This is a genomic window from Alistipes sp. ZOR0009 (assembly GCF_000798815.1).
Lineage (GTDB): Bacteria > Bacteroidota > Bacteroidia > Bacteroidales > ZOR0009 > Acetobacteroides.
The window spans coordinates 69,980-86,132 of record NZ_JTLD01000020.1 but is presented as its reverse complement, the minus strand read 5'-3'; the positions used below and the strand labels follow the sequence as shown (position 1 = coordinate 86,132).

15 protein-coding genes are annotated in these 16,153 nt (G+C 43.6%); 8 read left to right on the top strand and 7 right to left on the bottom strand.

Translation table 11 applies throughout. From position 1 onward, the window contains the following. Positions 1-8: 8 nt before the first annotated feature. From L990_RS07015 to L990_RS06995, 5 genes are all read right to left on the bottom strand, one after another. Positions 9-1,052: a 3-oxoacyl-ACP synthase III family protein gene (locus tag L990_RS07015; protein WP_047446921.1), complete on the bottom strand. Its 1,044-nt coding sequence runs from the start codon at positions 1,050-1,052 to the stop codon at positions 9-11. A 5-nt stretch (positions 1,053-1,057) separates the two neighbouring features. Beyond that, on the bottom strand, positions 1,058-2,308 hold the full coding sequence (locus L990_RS07010) for a 3-oxoacyl-ACP synthase III family protein (RefSeq protein WP_047446919.1): 1,251 nt from the start codon (positions 2,306-2,308) through the stop codon (positions 1,058-1,060). A 301-nt stretch (positions 2,309-2,609) separates the two neighbouring features. Beyond that, a complete protein-coding gene (locus L990_RS07005; protein ID WP_047446917.1) occupies positions 2,610-2,987 on the bottom strand; it encodes a hypothetical protein in 378 nt (125 codons plus the stop codon). Between the two features lie 20 nt (positions 2,988-3,007). Beyond that, a complete protein-coding gene (locus L990_RS07000) occupies positions 3,008-3,385 on the bottom strand; it encodes a hypothetical protein (RefSeq protein WP_047446915.1) in 378 nt (125 codons plus the stop codon). 5 nt (positions 3,386-3,390) lie between these two features. Then, entirely contained in the window at positions 3,391-4,590 is a 1,200-nt protein-coding gene (locus L990_RS06995; protein WP_047446913.1) for a 3-oxoacyl-ACP synthase III family protein, read from the bottom strand. A gap of 681 nt (positions 4,591-5,271) precedes the next feature. On the opposite strand from L990_RS06995, the gene L990_RS06990 reads away from it, so the two are divergent. The 3 genes from L990_RS06990 (at position 5,272) to L990_RS06980 (ending at position 9,289) form a co-directional block, all read left to right on the top strand. Then, positions 5,272-6,228 (top strand): L-lactate dehydrogenase, encoded by a 957-nt coding sequence (locus L990_RS06990; RefSeq protein WP_047446911.1) that lies wholly within the window; start codon positions 5,272-5,274, stop codon positions 6,226-6,228. A 587-nt stretch (positions 6,229-6,815) separates the two neighbouring features. Beyond that, complete coding sequence (locus L990_RS06985) at positions 6,816-7,310, top strand: hypothetical protein (RefSeq protein WP_047446909.1); 495 nt, start codon at positions 6,816-6,818, stop codon at positions 7,308-7,310. Between the two features lie 809 nt (positions 7,311-8,119). Further along, positions 8,120-9,289, top strand: a complete 1,170-nt coding sequence (locus L990_RS06980; RefSeq protein ID WP_197057254.1) for an OmpA family protein — start codon at positions 8,120-8,122, stop codon at positions 9,287-9,289. A 192-nt stretch (positions 9,290-9,481) separates the two neighbouring features. Here the strand turns inward: L990_RS06980 and fabD are convergent, their stop codons facing one another. Together fabD and L990_RS06970 are read right to left on the bottom strand one after the other, a co-directional pair. Continuing rightward, positions 9,482-10,366 carry an ACP S-malonyltransferase gene (fabD, locus tag L990_RS06975; protein WP_047446905.1) on the bottom strand — a complete coding sequence of 295 codons (885 nt, stop codon included), beginning with the start codon at positions 10,364-10,366 and terminating at the stop codon, positions 9,482-9,484. Positions 10,367-10,496: 130 nt separating this feature from the next. Next, entirely contained in the window at positions 10,497-11,195 is a 699-nt protein-coding gene (locus tag L990_RS06970; RefSeq protein WP_047446903.1) for an RDD family protein, read from the bottom strand. A gap of 309 nt (positions 11,196-11,504) precedes the next feature. Here L990_RS06970 and L990_RS06965 point away from each other — a divergent pair, with 309 nt between their 5' ends. Genes L990_RS06965 through L990_RS06945 form a run of 5 tightly spaced genes read left to right on the top strand, consistent with a single transcriptional unit; the run spans position 11,505 to position 16,148 of the window. Beyond that, the gene (locus L990_RS06965) at positions 11,505-12,467 is read left to right on the top strand and encodes a stage II sporulation protein M (RefSeq protein WP_047446900.1); all 963 of its coding nucleotides are present in this window, start codon (positions 11,505-11,507) and stop codon (positions 12,465-12,467) included. Positions 12,468-12,470: 3 nt separating this feature from the next. After that, on the top strand, positions 12,471-13,334 hold the full coding sequence (locus L990_RS06960) for an EI24 domain-containing protein (protein WP_047446898.1): 864 nt from the start codon (positions 12,471-12,473) through the stop codon (positions 13,332-13,334). Then, positions 13,321-14,016: a hypothetical protein gene (locus L990_RS06955; RefSeq protein ID WP_047446896.1), complete on the top strand. Its 696-nt coding sequence runs from the start codon at positions 13,321-13,323 to the stop codon at positions 14,014-14,016. Before L990_RS06960 ends, L990_RS06955 begins: the two co-directional genes overlap by 14 nt. After that, a complete protein-coding gene (locus L990_RS06950; RefSeq protein ID WP_047446894.1) occupies positions 14,009-15,178 on the top strand; it encodes a DUF4350 domain-containing protein in 1,170 nt (389 codons plus the stop codon). The genes L990_RS06955 and L990_RS06950 overlap by 8 nt, the downstream gene beginning before the upstream one ends. 4 nt (positions 15,179-15,182) lie before the next feature. Continuing rightward, a complete protein-coding gene (locus L990_RS06945; protein WP_047446892.1) occupies positions 15,183-16,148 on the top strand; it encodes an AAA family ATPase in 966 nt (321 codons plus the stop codon). Positions 16,149-16,153: the final 5 nt, after the last annotated feature.

Here is a 16,153-nt window from a genome sequence, read left to right as displayed (position 1 = left end):
AAAAATGATTAAATAGACCATCTTAGGATGGCCGAAGAGATGTACCAGTTTGCTCCCTGATCACCTAGTGCGATTAAATCCCCCTTCTTAAGTATACCTTTGCTGTAAGCCTCGAAAATGTTTACAGGTATACTCGCGGTTTTCATGGCCGCAAAGTCTTTCAGTGTTTCAAAAACACGAGCACCATCAATGCCCAAGTTTTGAATCCAGCTGTAAGTTAATCCAGCAAATTGCTGTCCGAAAATATAGTGATCAACCTTATCCTTATCTAAGCTTATAACCTCTAGCGACTCCTGAATTGACGCTGGAATATAGCGTTGAAGAAACGGAACGTCGCGCTGAAGACTTATTGGCTCAACGTACTGGTAAGCTTTTACGCTATTTTGCTTCGATGAGTAGCTGGGGTTTCCTGATTTAATCTTTATACCGGCAGCTTTTTCGGCCCCACGCGACATATGATGCGTAGAAAGGAAGCCATACCCCTCCTCTACCTTCTCTATAATAACAGCACCAGCACCATCACCAATGGTTAGCGCCTTAAAATCGGAGAAGTCTACATTATCCATCAAAGTCTCACCAGCAACAACTAGCACCTTGTTATAAATGCCAGCCTGCACAAATGCGATGGCGGTAAATACCGATGGAAGAAATCCGTTATAGCCACAATCAACGTTAAACGCACCAGCATTAACCGCGCCGATTCCAGTTTGCACCTCTGCTGCGATAGGAGGTGTAAGCTGCTCGATATTCTTCGAAGCATGCGTTGCAATAACCAAATCGATGGTTTTAGGATCAACATTGAACTTTTCTACAGCATTTAATGCTGCTTTAGTAGCCATTGAGCCTGGGGTTTCATTCTCCCCAACACGACGGTTGAAAATTCCAAAGGCCTGATCAAAGTTAACCTCGGCAGGCACCTCAATGGCAATATCTGCATTAGTCAAGTTTTTTTCTGGCATGTAAGCGCCTACAGCTGTAATCCCTACTGGATTTGAATATTTTTTTGCTTGAGCGCCGCTCAACAAGTAATTTTTAAGTTCTGGATTAAACATAGTTTTTATTTTAAGATTCGATTTTCTACCATAGCATTCACATCCTGATTCGATCCGGCAAAGCGTAAAACGTTAGCCACCAACTCTGGCGAGAGTGTTTCGTACAAGGCGATGTGATTTTCACCAGCACCCGACGATGCCATTAACACACGTTGATTTGCGCCTACCAGCTTCTTTTCTATCGCCTCTAAAAGGTTAGTTGCAACACTACAGGTTGCCACATTTCCATACTTTTCGAAAGAGCAGTAAAACTGAGACTCAGAGAAACCTAGCGACTCCCTCCATGCATTAGGAGCCCAAGCTACAGGCTGATGCGTTATCAAAAAATCGGCCTGCGACTTATCAATACCGGTTCTATCGCCAAGCACGTTTACTACATGGTGTAGGTATTCCGTTGCTTTAGCGCCAATTGCACGTACCGATTCGGGGTTATAAAAGGTAACAAAATCTTGCTCGTACGAAGGGAGCATAGACACATGCTTTAGCAGCTTTGGAGCCCTACGGCGAAACTGAATACCATCATGCAGCTCGCCTCTACTTAACGAATATGAACCCTCGTAACCAACACCTTCCTCCACTGCTGATACAACAGCAGCGCAAGCAGCATCGCCTGTGTTTACGCTATAGTAGTCGCCTTTATCGTTAATAAAAGAATCGATAATGCTGCATACAATAAGTACATTTTTTTTCGCTCCCGAGCGAACCAAGTTGGACGCAATCTCCACCATGGTAACAAAAGTCGAGCAGCAGCTATCAATACCGTAAGCACCAGCATTGGATAGCTGTAGCTTATGCTGTATTAAAGAAGTGTTGGAAGGCAACGGATTATCTTGTACCTGAGAATGAGATAGCAACAGATCAATCTCCTCCTTAGGTTTACCCCATTTTAATAGAGCCATAGCCCCAGCAATGGTCTCGGCATCCGAGGGCATCATTGGGTGAGGTCGGGTTGTTTCTCTAACCGAAACAGGATCCATTGGTACCCGTCTACGTTCAACGGCTCCCTGAAAAGGATCTTTTCTCTTCTTTTCAGGAAGTTGGTTTACCCACGTCTGATACCAAGGTTGGCTAATCCATCCGTCGTAATTCGTCTCCACAGTACCAGGTAGCTTCCGCTCACTCTCAATCATACCCACGTAATCTTCGCTCAAAAGCGTATGCTCCCGCAGGTAAGCGCATAGGTTCTGAACCTGCCTATCATTAAGCGCAGTACCTGGAAGATAACCAGCAAGGCTAACTAAACCAGCAATTTTCATAAGTTCTAATTAATTTAACGTGAAAGATTATATACTATGTAAAAGATATTCTGGTAATAATAATTGATCCAAAGGCTAAGCGAAAGTAAAATATTTAACCACGAGAAGTACTTGTTATGGTTCGTTTTTTTTAATCTACCTTAATATTTAAACTCTTTTTAAATAGCATTTCACTAGTTAGCTCAAATATCTAAATAGCCAATATCATAAAAAACCCAACACCATAGCGAATTAGATGCTGCCTAAACAAAAAAAGAGGAGAACTAACGTTCCCCTCTCTCCTTTTATCAGCAAATACAGATTATAATGCCTTCAATGCAGATTCCAACGATCCGTAATATCTCATATAAGAACCCAAATCCTTTTCGAAGTTCTTAATAGTCATTTGGGTAAATGCACTTTGAGGTAGTACTATTTCGAGGTTGTTGATACCTAAAGCCTTTAGTTTTGGAACAATAACCTGAGAAGCCCAGTCAGAAGCCTCCTTCTTTAGCAACCCTGCGTTGGTTGTATCGCTAATAAAGAACTTACATCCCTTAGAAGCCACAAACTCCACGCTCTTTTCTTGAGCCAGCTGATACTCTTCTGTAGAACAGAATGATTTCCAAGTTTGCACTAAGCAATTCTTTTCTGCATGAAACGATAACGTTACATACCTTAAGTCTAAAAGTGTTTCCATTATAAAATTATTAAGGGTTATTACGACAATTCTGACAATACTTCATTCAACGATTCATATACCTGTGTGTTCAAACCTTGATGCATAAAGTGCACCACCACTTCGTTGGTGGCGCTATCCATCGGTTTTACGATTCGAAAAACCTCAAGCCCTGCCTGCCTGTAGCTTTCCTTAAAAAAGTTGGCAGTCCATACAGCATCTTCCTTGCCTAATGGAGGGGCAAACGTTAAGTCGCTTACCATATTCGAACAGGAAAGCTGGCAGTACGCTTCATAAGTGTCTAAATGCGCCTTCCTGTATAGCGTTGATGAACAAGGAGCCAACCATTGCTGAACCAAACAGCTGGTTTTAGCAAGGTAGTAGCATCTATAATACGAATAGGCAACTAGCAGCTCCATAAGAACTAGAAAGAAAGCACATTTCTAACCAATTCTGAGCTCAACTTTTCGTACAACGCAATATGGTTTTCTCCAGCACCCGACGAAGCCATCAGCACGCGCTGACCTTCCTTTACCATTCCATTTTCGATGGCCAACAACAGGTTGGTAGGAACGCTACAAGTAGCAATGTTACCAAACTTAGGGTAGGTGTTTAGGTGCTGCTCTGGCTTAAAGCCTAAAGAGTCGCGCCAAGCAAACGGAGCCCAAGCAACCGGCTGGTGCGTTACCAAGAAGTCAGCCTCCTTCGTTTCAATCCCAGTCTTCTCTACCAGCTTATTCACCACATTTTCTAGGTACTCGGTAGCCTTAGCACCAATTGTGCGGCAAGCCTCAGGATTTAGGAATGTAACAAAGTCCTGCTCAAAAGAGGGCTGGTTCGAAACCTCTACATGGAGCAACGGAGAACGACGGTGGAACACAATTCCGTCGTGCAGCTCACCACGGCTAAGCGAGAAAGAGCCTTCGTAGCCGCAGCCATCTTCAACCTTGGTAATTACGGCAGCACAAGCAGCATCACCAGTACAGATGCTATAGTAGGTGCTCTTGTCGTTAATCATCGAGTCGAGGATGCTATTTACCACTAGCACGTTCTTCTTTACCCCTGCGTTAACCAGCGCGGAAGCAACCTCCACCAAGGTAACGAATGTAGAGCAGCAAGAATCTACGCTGTAGGCACCTGCGTTTGTTAGCTGCAGCTTATGCTGAACCAACGATGCGTTAGAGGGCAATGGCCTATCCTGCACCTGAGAGTGCACTAGCACCAAGTCAATCTCCTCCTTTGGCTTACCCCACTTCAACAGCGCCATCGCTCCTGCTATGGTTTCGGCATCGGAAGGGAGCATTGGGTGTGGGTTACGCGACTTGCGAACAGAAACGGGGTCCATAGGAACACGCCTTCTCTCTTCTGCCCCCTGAAATGGATCCTTCCTCTTTTTCTCAGGAAGCTGCATCAACCACTCCTCATACCAAGGCTGGCTAATCCATCCATCATGGTTCGTCTCTACATAACCTGGCATTTTCTGCTCACCTTCAATCATCTTCACATAGTCCTCGTTTAGGACTGTTTGCTCTCTCAAATAAGTACACAACTTCTCAGACTGCGACACACTAAGCGCAGTACCTGGAAGATAGCCGGCAAGGCTAACTAACCCAGCTTTTTCCATAATTCGAAATAATTTTAAGTGAAAGTTTTCTTACGATTTAAACCTATAATTCAAAATCCCCCATATTCAGGCTGGCAAATGTATAACTTTATACAACCCCTCAAATATGTACCTATATGATATTTTTAACACTTATTCGAATTTAAAATCATTTCATACTTGGTAGGGTTTTCCCTTAGCTAAGCCTACTCCATATCAGCTTGTTCCCATTGTTAAATAATGCACCAATCATAAATAAAATACAGCCAAAAGCTCCACAAACCCTAAAACAGGCATCGTTCATTATAAGTCAGGCTTATTTTATGTTAATCAAACCTACAAATAAATACTCCTTGCACCTCAATTTCACCCTAGCGGTAGCTCCCTGACGAAAGTTTAGGTAGGCATTCACAGTACCAACCAGTAGGATTAAATTCATGAAAAAGCAGCTCCCATTTTAACATTCAGCAACCTACCGCACTACACCAGCACCTCGCTAGCAAATACGCCTTAAGTAAGGGTGCACTCCAAGCATCCGCCGCCATTCTTACCGCACCAAACCCGCTAACCTTACCGCCAAGCAGCTATGCCACCTTCAATAGTTATGCACCTGTAAATACTGTCAATAAACATTTATACCGACAACAAACACCTCGGTTATGGGTTAATTTTGTGGAAGAGCAAATAATCATTACACAAGATATGGTAAATAATGTAAATCGGGTAGCCCTAATCGGAACAGGGTTTGTTGGAACGTCCTTTGCATACGCAATGGTAAACCAAGGCATTACAGGTGAAATTATTCTTATTGACGTTAATAAGGATAAGGCTGAAGGTGAGGCTATGGATATTGCACACGGAATTCCCTTTGCCCCTTCGCGTACCAAAGTAAGAGCTGGAGACTACTCCGATTGCCGCAGCTGCGATGTTGTTGTGATTACTGCTGGAGCAAACCAAAAGCCAGGAGAAACGAGGTTGGAGCTGCTTGAGCGCAACGCCCAAATAATGAAGGGTATTGTAAAGCAGATTATGGCCAACTACTTTAATGGTATTTTGGTTATTGCCACCAACCCTGTTGACATACTTACCCACGTTGCCTGGAAGGTTTCGGGTTTGCCAAAGAACCGTGTTATTGGTTCTGGAACAACGCTCGACACGGCCCGCCTTCGCCACGAGCTATCAGGATACTTCGACGTAGACCCCCGAAATGTGCACGCCTACATAATGGGCGAACACGGCGATACCGAGTTCGCTGCCTGGAGCCACGCATTTATTGGCGTTCGTAAGGTGGACGACATCATAGAGCAAAGCCATGGTAAATACCGCAAGGAGGATCTTGAGCAGATATTTGTAAAAGTACGAGACGCCGCATACCATATCATTGAACGTAAGGGAGCCACCTACTACGGCATTGGCATGGCGCTTACCCGTATAATCAAGGCAATCCTGAACGACGAGCGATCTATCCTTTCCGTTTCATCATTCCTAGGTGGCGAGTACGGCCAAAACAACATATTTGTAGGAGTTCCTGCCGTTGTTGGACGCACCGGAATTACCGAGGTAATAGAGCTGCAGCTTAACGAGGAGGAGCAAAAGAAGCTAACCCACTCGGTGGAGGTTTTAAAAGCCTCTACCAAACCTATACTAGAGAAGCTTTAATTTTATTGTATACCACTAAAGGGGGGATGGCTCATGGGCTATCCCCCCTTTTTCATTAAGGAACACCCAGCTCCGAGCATCATTTCCCCATTCGCAACTACCATCTATCGCACTAAAAAGCACAATTAAATATTGAAGCGTTCAATATTTAATTATGCTCAAGTCAAAGTAGAGCTCTGCTCCTATCCTACCCCAAAGGGGGGCGCGTCAACCTACAACATTGAAAAGAGATGCATTTTCGAAGTAGCGAGCAACCTCTAAAGGGGGTCGCTTCAAGGTGACACTCTGAAAGAAGGTGCATTTAGCTAAGGAGGCGACAGCATTAAAGTTTGAAGAGCTCAATATTTTTACAAAAAAAACGCAGGTAACAAACAGCTATTAAAAGCGGCAAACGCTACCAATACTACACTGTATAGCAGCATATAACAAAAGGTAATCCACCTCTAAAGCCTGTACTTTATTTAGAATCCATACAAATTACACCTGTAACTTAAAATTTTCACCCCTAAAAATCAACCATCCATAAACAACCTCTGTTAAATATCGAAATAACGGTTCTCATTAATAACTTAACATTTATCACAGCAATGAGGAAACCAAAATTCGATCCTCGTTTTAAGGAGGATGACCTAAACAAAATATCCAACGCGCTTGGAGAGTTCGAAACCCTTTGTGAAGGTTTACTAGAGACAATGACCCCTGAAGAGCGCCAGCGCTATGGGAGAGTTGGTAATAGTACCTTAGAGTGGGATACTAGAGTAAGAACGCACATGCAGCAGCGCCCCGATTTTGCGCCAAGCTATCTCAACAAGGAAAGCTTTTACCAAAAGCTAGGCCTTCAGCAACAAGTAAGACCAATAATTAACCGTTTAAGAGCCATTCTAGAAAACTGGGAAGACACTGAATCGTTAATTAACTACGATGTAGATAATGATGCGCGCGAATACTACCAAAATGTAAAAACACTTACTGCCAAGAGCATCCCTGGTGCACAAACTATCTATAACGATTTGTATAGCCGCTATGCCAACTCTGGTCGTAAGGAGTCGAACGATAATAATAAAGAAACCCCAAAAGGGTAAGGTCAAAAAGATTCATTGGAAAAAAGGAAAAGAGGCTACCCGACGATGGGACGCCTCTTTTTTTTCGCCCATACTACACCCCATCTGGAAGAACTAAACCATCGGCGTACAGCAGCAACCCTAGATGCAAACAGCTCTTTATTCTTCCAATAGCATCTCAGCCTCCCGCTACCTCAATAAAAAAAACGCGCATAAAGTTTAGATTTTAGAATAGGCCACAACCTTCGCCAGCTTAATATTTAACAGTACAGCAACACACACAAACCACTATCCATCCAAGAATTACACCCGGCGCTTCCCCTGCAAGCCCTTGGCCAAACATGGCTATAAACCAAACTATCGAATAGTAAAAACAGGCACAAATCAAACAGCAACAATTTGACATTTAATCTATTAATAAACATCAGATAACTTTGCATTACAGAAACAGCAGGAGATAAAAAACTGCAGATAGCATTAAAAGAGAATAAACCAAGTCAAACAACCCAATAAAACCATTACCAATATTTCACATCAATGTATATAAATAGGGCTAGAAATTTACACAACCAAACTACGAACCACAATAAATGCGCACTATGAGAAGCAGCATTTTACCACATCGCCAGCATTGGCTTTTTCTAAAGAGGCTTAAGGAAAGTCCCCCATTAAATAAGCAAGGTTGCACCACATTTTTTTACCCCTGCGCCATAACACAGGACTACACAACGGTAAGGAAAACCATAAGACCAAGCCCAGCTACCACTCAGAAGTAAGAGATAAATAGACTGTTAACAACTAATGTCAACTTAAAAGTTAGAAAAATGAAAATCACAAAATTGATTATGGCAATTTGCATAGCGATGCTAGCTGCAAATGCGATGGCCCAAGAAAACGGCAACAGAGGTGAAAACAACAAGATAGTAACAGGGCCTTACGAGACAAACAGATTCTTCGACAACTGGTTTATTGGCGCAGGTGGTGGTGTAAACCTTTATCATGGAGAAAACGACAGCTACGGTTCGTTCAGCAAACGTTTAGCTCCAGCTGTAGACTTTTCGATAGGCAAATGGATTACCCCTAGCGTTGGAGTACGTATGCAATACTCTGGCATGGAAGCCAAAGGTTGGATTAACTACAAAAGTCAATACGCTAAAGATGCAGATGGAAGCATGTTTAACGAGAAGTTTGGCGTGATGAACCTACATGCCGATGTTATGTGGAACATCTCCAACGCATTTAGCGGCTATAAGGAAACCCGCACATGGAACTTTATTCCTTATGTTGGATGGGGATGGGCACGCTCGTACGGTAACAGCACCCATAATAACGAGCTAGCTGCTACTGCTGGTTTACTCAACAATATTCGTTTAGGCAAGGTGGTAGACCTTACCCTAGAGGCTAAGCACATGTTCGTAAACCAATCGTTCGATGGTGTTGTAAGAGGAAGTAAAGAGGAAGGAATGTCGTCGGTTACCGTTGGACTAACCTTTAAGCTAGGAAAGAGCAGTTTTAAGCGTGCCGCACAGCCAGACTACGCTCCATTCAACAGCCGCATTAAGGAGCTAGAGGGCAACAATGCAACCTTAGACAACAAAAACAAGCAGCTTGCAGCAGACCTAGAGGCTGCCAAAAAGCGCAAACCAGAAATCGTAAATGTAGCTTCAGAGGCAAAGGTTACAGCATCTCCAGTTGTTCTCTTCTTCGCCATCGGTAAGGCTACGCTCGATAGCAAAGAGCTTACCAACCTCGAATTCTACGTAAAGAACGCCATAAAGGCAGATAAAGAAAAGGTATTTACGCTTATCGGCTCGGCCGACAAGGGTACAGGAAGCAAAGAAAGAAACCAAGCCCTAAGTGAACAGCGCATGCAGTATGTTTACGACCTTCTGGTAAATAAATACGGAGTTTCTCAAGATCGCTTAATTAAAAAGGCAGAAGGAGACACAAACAACCGCTTTGCTGAACCTGAGCTAAATCGTGCAGTAATTATTGACTAGGGAAAGTCAGAAACGCATTGCTAATAACTTTCCGTAAGTGGATGCTTTGGTGTTTACTGCTGAAAGGAGTATGAGGGATGATTTAGGCTAGGTGGCCCGCCCTTCCTTATAGGAAAGGCGGGCTTGTTTCATTGCTTAAACAAGCTGCCATAAAAAATAAAGGCTACCACTTGGTAGCCCTTACTGATAATACTATAGCGATTGCTTGCTTTCGGCAGGAATATCCTTGGCAATCTTATTAACCAAGCCTTGAAGCACCTTACCAGGGCCAAGCTCCGTAAACGAGCTAACACCGTCGGCCACCATATTTTGTACGGTTTGTGTCCAACGTACAGCACCCGTTAGCTGCGCTACTAGGTTCTTCTTAATTTGAGCAGGGTCGGTATAAGGCTTAGCGTCTACATTCTGGTAAACAGGGCAAACCGGAGCATTAATTTGGGTTGCTTCGATTGCAGCCTCCAGTTCAACGCGAGCAGGTTCCATTAGCGGCGAGTGGAATGCACCACCAACAGGCAACTTTAAGGCACGCTTTGCACCAGCAGCCTTTAGCGCTTCGCAGGCAGCGTCGATGGCCTCGTTAGCACCAGATATTACCAGCTGACCAGGGCAGTTATAGTTGGCAGCAACTACAACACCATCTATAGAGGCACAAATCTCTTCAACCTTTGCATCATCCAAACCAAGAACAGCCGCCATTGTTGATGGGTTTTGCTCGCAGGCTTTCTGCATGGCGTTAGCACGTGCAGCAACCAAACGCAAACCATCCTCGAAGCTAAGCGCACCTGCAGCTACAAGTGCCGAAAATTCTCCTAAAGAGTGGCCAGCAACCATTTCTGGCTTAAATTCATCGCCCAACGACTTAGCAAGAATAACTGAGTGTAGGAAGATGGCAGGCTGAGTAACCTTAGTCTGCTTTAAATCCTCGTCGGTGCCTGCAAACATTAAGTCAGTAATGCGGAAGCCTAAAATCTCGTTAGCCTTTTCGAAAAGCTCTTTTGCTTGGGGTACGTTCTCGTACAAATCCTTCCCCATTCCAACAAACTGAGCACCTTGCCCAGGAAATACATATGCTTTCATCCGAATAAAATTTTAAATTTGGTTGGATGCAACCCGCATCTCGCAAACCGCTCCTTTAAGAAGAGCAATCTACTAAGCGGGCTTCATTCGATTCGGTTTATAACTCGGCAAAGATAATCTTTTTTTTCTGCTACGATTTTAGCGCATTGTAGTCCTTTAACACTGTATGTAGGAACTTGATGGTAGACTTAGGCCATTCTACCCCCATTTTTTTATGAATATGCTTGGTGGTATCCACCACGTAATCCCTCGCCTTATCGGAATAACCGCTGTTGGAGTAGAAGCTTAATACGCGCTGCACCAAGTCAATATCCTCCTCGCTCAGCAACTCGGCTTGAGGATAAACCACCACATGCTGTTCCAGATTAAGGTAGCGCAAGCTTTGGATAGATACCTCCTTGCGATTTTTAATAACCACCGTTGATGCGGCCATATCGCCAATACGCTGCCCTTTAGACGTTGCTGCAATCAGAATAGTTGCCAAGCTCCCCATCGTAGCGCTTATATCTATCAGCTTAAAAACCCAACGTAGCACGTAGTCGAAAAAGGAAGGCGCACTCCCATCCTCCTTGGTGACACGAATATTCAGAATATGCTTACCAACAGTTTGCCCGTTCCAAAAAGCTTCGAGCAATAGCGAGTAAAACAGCACTGGAAGGAAGAATAGGTACATTAGCACTTCAAAATTATATGCTACAGCAAAGATAATAAGCGAGTAGCACCCTATAATTGCATAGTCGATTATAGCCGCCAGCATGCGCTCGCCAACGCTTGCCTTTACCATTTCTACATTTACATTCTGTGAGTTTACGATGTGTAGGTTTTCCATGCTATGATTCTATCTATTTTTATATAACAGCTAATACATTTAATACTAGCACCATTAGCCTGCTAACGGTGAGATTCATCCGCTTTTTACCAATAAAGCAAAATGAGTTAACAAAAATTGCTATTTTTAGCTTAGAAACAAAAGCCTCGAAATATATTTTTTACGAATAAACCAATAGGCTATACCTTAGACTACTATACGTTATACAACAAGAGAGTAGGCTTATCGAGCTTAAAATCAAACGGGGGTCAGGTTTGAATTGTAGAAGAAAGTATATGTAGAAAAAATGGCTGAAAATTACGGATAACCATGAAGGAATTTAAGTTTACGCAAACCCGATCAGAAGGGTGGATAAAAATAGAGAATGCGCTTAATAAGAAGGAAAAGCTTTCACCCGACGAGCTGGCAGACTACTACGTATCCCTTTCCGACGACTACTCGTACGCACAAACCTACTTTCCTAAAAGCAACATTAAGTCGTACCTAGCAAATTTAATGAGCCGGGTACACGTGCTGATCTACAAGAACAAAAAACAGGAAACCTCCATCCTCTCCTTTTGGAGGTATAGCTACCCTAAAATTGTATTCGAAAGTAGGCGTACCATTCTCTTTTCGTTGGCCATTCTTATTGTAGGCTTTGCCGTTGGCTGGTTCTCCAACTTTCAGGATCCCGACTTTAAGCGCCTAATTATGGGCGACTACTATATTGACATTACCCTAAACAACATAGAAAAGGGCGATCCGCTGGCCATATATAAAAGCGGTATAGGAACAACCTCCTTCTTAGGAATTACCATCAACAACATTAAGGTTTCCTTTATGGCCTTTGTTGCCGGAATCAGCTTTGGAGTATTAACCGTTGCCGTTGTTTTCTCGAATGCCGTTATGCTCGGCACCTTTATGGCCATGTTCGAGGAGCACGACCTACTGTCAGAAGCAATATCGGTTGTATTTATACATGGCACGCTGGAGATATTTGCCATCGTAATTGCTGGTGCTGCAGGCTTTATTGTTGGCCGTAGCCTCCTATTTCCACAAACGTACACGCGTATGGCCTCGTTTAAGCAGGGGGTACAAAAAGCGGGCAGGCTTTGTATGGGGCTTATTCCAATATTTATTACTGCCGGATTTTTGGAAGGGTATGTTACCCGCCATACAACAATGCCGTACGCCGTACGATATGCGACAATTGGAGCTTCATTGCTGTTTATCGTGTACTACTTTTTTATCTACCCCGCTCGTATACACCGCAATAAATTTCAAACAAAATAAAATATGAGAGAACCAATTTCTTTTAACCAAGTTCGCGATTTTGGAGGGCTTTTCAACGCGACCTTTGAGTTTCTTAGGCAAGAATTTAAGCCTTTTGGGAAGATGTTGCTTATCTATGCGCTACCAGTAGCGTTTGTAGCAACCATTATTGTAAGCTATGCAACCTACATGCAGTTCGATGTAATGATAGGAGAACCTCAAAGCACACTAGGAACCAACTACATTCTTTCTACAATGCTATCGGCTTTCACATCGTTGCTTATCTACTTTATTTTTTCGCTAATAAGCTACTCCTACTTGGCTGCCTACATCAAAATGGGCGCAAATAACTTCACCACAAGCGATGTTCTTAACATTGCCAAAAGCAAGTGGCTGCTGCTTTTAGCTATCAACATTGTATACGTAATTGCAACCTTTATCGGTCTTATCATCCTTGTTATTCCAGGTATCTACCTTAGCATACTGCTTTACTTTGCAGCCTACGCCTACTTTACGGAAGATACCACCTTTGGAGGCAGCTTTAAGCGTAGCGTAGATGTGGTAACCGACAACTGGTGGTTTTCATTTGGCTTTATTCTCGTTTTTTACATAATGATCTCCATTGCCTCATCTATTTTCTATGTCCCTTTTATGATTGTTGGGATAATTAAAGCGGCAACGGCTTACCAAAACGGAGGCGACTTAGGCGGATTAAGAATGGTTATGGTGGTTGCCACCGGACTCCTTACAGTTGTAAAAGGAGCAATGATGATGGTTGTTGTAATTGCCTCGCAGTTCCTATTCTGTTCGCTAGTAAAGAAAAAATACGACCCAGAGCTAGAGCAGCTCATTAATAAGGTTACCAGCTCGCAAAATGAATCTATCTAAGATCAAAATAGTAAGCTTCCTTTTTATACTTTTCCTTAGCTTTTGCCTCCCACAGGCAAAGGCCGAGGAGAGTATTGCGGTACGCAGCTTCGACCAAACAAAGGTAGAGCAACAAAAAACGCAAAAGGAGTACGACTACAATTTAAAGCAAAAGGGGTATGCCCCCACCATTTGGCAGCGTATATGGATGAAGGTTGTAGAATTCCTCAGCTTCATATTCAGCTCTAAAAAAGAGATTACCATTATTCGTATGGTGGTGGTAGCTACCATTATTCTGATTGCCATACTGCTGCTTTATAGAATGAACAAGACCAATACATTTAGCGGCAGAGCTAATACCTCCTCCACCGAAATCCCGGTATTCGAAAATCTAAACGAGGTTAACTTCGACGCTATAATTGCCAAAGCCGAAGGCAACCAAAACTATGCCGAGGCCATCCGCTACTACTTTATCAAGTACCTTTACCAGCTGGATTGCAGTAAGCAAATTCGCTACGATAAGAACAAAACTAACTTCGACTACCTATATGAAATTAAGGAGAGCGAACCAAAAAGAATATTTCGCTCGCTAATGCTGGTACAGGAGAGCGTAGTTTACGGACATAAGGAGGCATCGCTAGCGATGCTCGAAGATGTTAAAACCGCTGTTAACTCACCAATAAATAGTGCTAGCGTTGAATAAGAAATCTATAAAAATAGCCATTGGGGTATTCCTTTTTCTTGGGATAGTAGCGATATTCGATTACCTAACCCCTGCAGAGGTTGAATGGATTCCGACCATCTCCAAAACCGACGCACAACCTTACGGAGCAAAAGCAACGTTAGAGCGCCTTTCAGACATCTTTGATAAAAGGCCAGAGGTGTCGCAAAAAGCATTGTACATTGTAAACAAGAACACTACCGTAAACCATTCGCTTATTCTAGGCGACATATACCTTCGCCTATCCAAAACCGACGTAGAATCGGTACTGGAGTTTGTAGAGCGAGGCAATCAGGCCATGCTCCTATCGGAGGGGTTTCCTGACGAGCTTACCGATACGCTCAATATTGAGTATAAGGCCGAATACCTAAAGGATACGGTACAAACCCGATCGCTGCTGCTAAAGGTAAACGGGAAGCTTACCAAGTTCAACAATGTAAAACGGGGAAACGACATTTACTTTAAGCTACCTACAGGCTGCAAATATGAGGTGCTGGGGTACGATAGCAACCATCGCCCAAATTTTATTGCCATACCAAGAGGCAAAGGTATGCTCTACCTGCACACCGATCCGGTTGCCATCAGCAACTTTAACCTGCTGTATGGAAATAACGCCTACATATCTACGCTATTCAGCTACCTAAAAAAGTCAAATAGCATTATTTGGGACGAGCATTATAAGTCGATGGTACCACACAACGACTCTTCCCTAATCTACATTGTTGCCAACCCGAGCCTACGAGCAAGCTACTACCTGCTGCTAGCAATCGGCATCATCTACGTATTTGCCTTTGGCCGACGCAGGCAGCGAGCAATTCCGATAATTAAAGCACCTCGTAACATATCGCTCGATTTCATCAAAACGATAAGCCGCCTCTACTTCTTCGAAAGGAATAATAAGGATATCGCCACCAAAAAAATCACCTATTTTTTTGATAGAATATACAGCAGCACAGGCCATCGCTTTACCGCAGTTGCCGATGAGGCTAGGCGCAACCTGCTGTCCGAAATTCTGTCGTGCCCAGTAGAAAGCATCGATGAGCTTTATGCGCTGATAGCGCTAATCAACAGCCAATATCAGGTAGCCGATAAAACGCTGCTTGAGCTGGATAAAATTATGAGTAAGATTCAAAAAAAAGTATAGCATAATGGAACAACAAGCTAACGCAGAGCTATCCGAGCTATCGGTAGCCATCGAATCAGTAAAAAAAGAGATTGCCAAGTGCCTCGTTGGACAAGATAAAATGGTGGAGCTGATACTCACCGCGCTGCTCGCCAACGGGCATATTCTGCTCGAAGGTGTGCCGGGTATTGCCAAAACACTGGCGGCAAAGCTCGTTGCTAAGTCGGTGGATGTAAAGTTTTCGCGTATCCAGTTTACGCCAGATTTAATGCCTAGCGATATTATTGGCACCTCTGTATTTATGCCCAATAAGGGAGAGTTTCAGTTCAAAAAAGGACCAATTTTCACCAACATCGCACTTATTGATGAAATTAACCGCTCTCCGGCGAAGACACAATCGGCGCTATTTGAAGTGATGGAGGAGCGCCAAATAACCGTTGACGGCAGCTCGCACAAGCTCGAGGCTCCCTTTTTGGTCATTGCCACACAAAATCCGGTAGAGCACGAAGGAACCTACCGCCTTCCCGAAGCGCAGCTCGATCGCTTTCTACTTAAGATAAAGGTCGATTACCCCTCGGAGCAGGAAGAAATTGAGATTTTGGAGCTATCGAATAGCGCTACCCCCATATCGGTAGATCGTATCGAACCCGTAATTTCTCACAGCATGCTGCATAGATTGCAGGCGCTGGCACAGCAAATAGTGGTTGCTCCTGAGCTCCTTAAGTACATAGTCAGCATCACCCAAAAAACAAGGCAATCGGCAGGTATATATCTTGGGGCTTCGCCTCGTGCATCGGTAGCGCTAATGCATGCCGCAAAAGCGTTTGCCGCTGTTCAGGGCCGCGACTTTATTACCCCCGACGATATTAAATTCATCGCCGAACCCGTTTTAGCGCATAGAATAATTCTTTCGCCCGACAAAGAGCTAGAGGGAGTCACCCAGGAGGAGATGATCCGTCAAATTGTTAGCTCAGTAGAGGTACCACGTTAAAAAGA

Bases quoted from the DNA above. Each gene is read 5' to 3' on its own strand.
- L990_RS07015 (WP_047446921.1), bottom strand. From the start codon at position 1,052: ATGTTTAATCCAGAACTTAAAAATTACTTGTTGAGCGGCGCTCAAGCA.
- L990_RS07010 (WP_047446919.1), bottom strand. From the start codon at position 2,308: ATGAAAATTGCTGGTTTAGTTAGCCTTGCTGGTTATCTTCCAGGTACT.
- L990_RS07005 (WP_047446917.1), bottom strand. From the start codon at position 2,987: ATGGAAACACTTTTAGACTTAAGGTATGTAACGTTATCGTTTCATGCA.
- L990_RS07000 (WP_047446915.1), bottom strand. From the start codon at position 3,385: ATGGAGCTGCTAGTTGCCTATTCGTATTATAGATGCTACTACCTTGCT.
- L990_RS06995 (WP_047446913.1), bottom strand. From the start codon at position 4,590: ATGGAAAAAGCTGGGTTAGTTAGCCTTGCCGGCTATCTTCCAGGTACT.
- L990_RS06990 (WP_047446911.1), top strand. From the start codon at position 5,272: ATGGTAAATAATGTAAATCGGGTAGCCCTAATCGGAACAGGGTTTGTT.
- L990_RS06985 (WP_047446909.1), top strand. From the start codon at position 6,816: ATGAGGAAACCAAAATTCGATCCTCGTTTTAAGGAGGATGACCTAAAC.
- fabD (WP_047446905.1), bottom strand. From the start codon at position 10,366: ATGAAAGCATATGTATTTCCTGGGCAAGGTGCTCAGTTTGTTGGAATG.
- L990_RS06970 (WP_047446903.1), bottom strand. From the start codon at position 11,195: ATGGAAAACCTACACATCGTAAACTCACAGAATGTAAATGTAGAAATG.
- L990_RS06965 (WP_047446900.1), top strand. From the start codon at position 11,505: ATGAAGGAATTTAAGTTTACGCAAACCCGATCAGAAGGGTGGATAAAA.
- L990_RS06960 (WP_047446898.1), top strand. From the start codon at position 12,471: ATGAGAGAACCAATTTCTTTTAACCAAGTTCGCGATTTTGGAGGGCTT.
- L990_RS06955 (WP_047446896.1), top strand. From the start codon at position 13,321: ATGAATCTATCTAAGATCAAAATAGTAAGCTTCCTTTTTATACTTTTC.
- L990_RS06945 (WP_047446892.1), top strand. From the start codon at position 15,183: ATGGAACAACAAGCTAACGCAGAGCTATCCGAGCTATCGGTAGCCATC.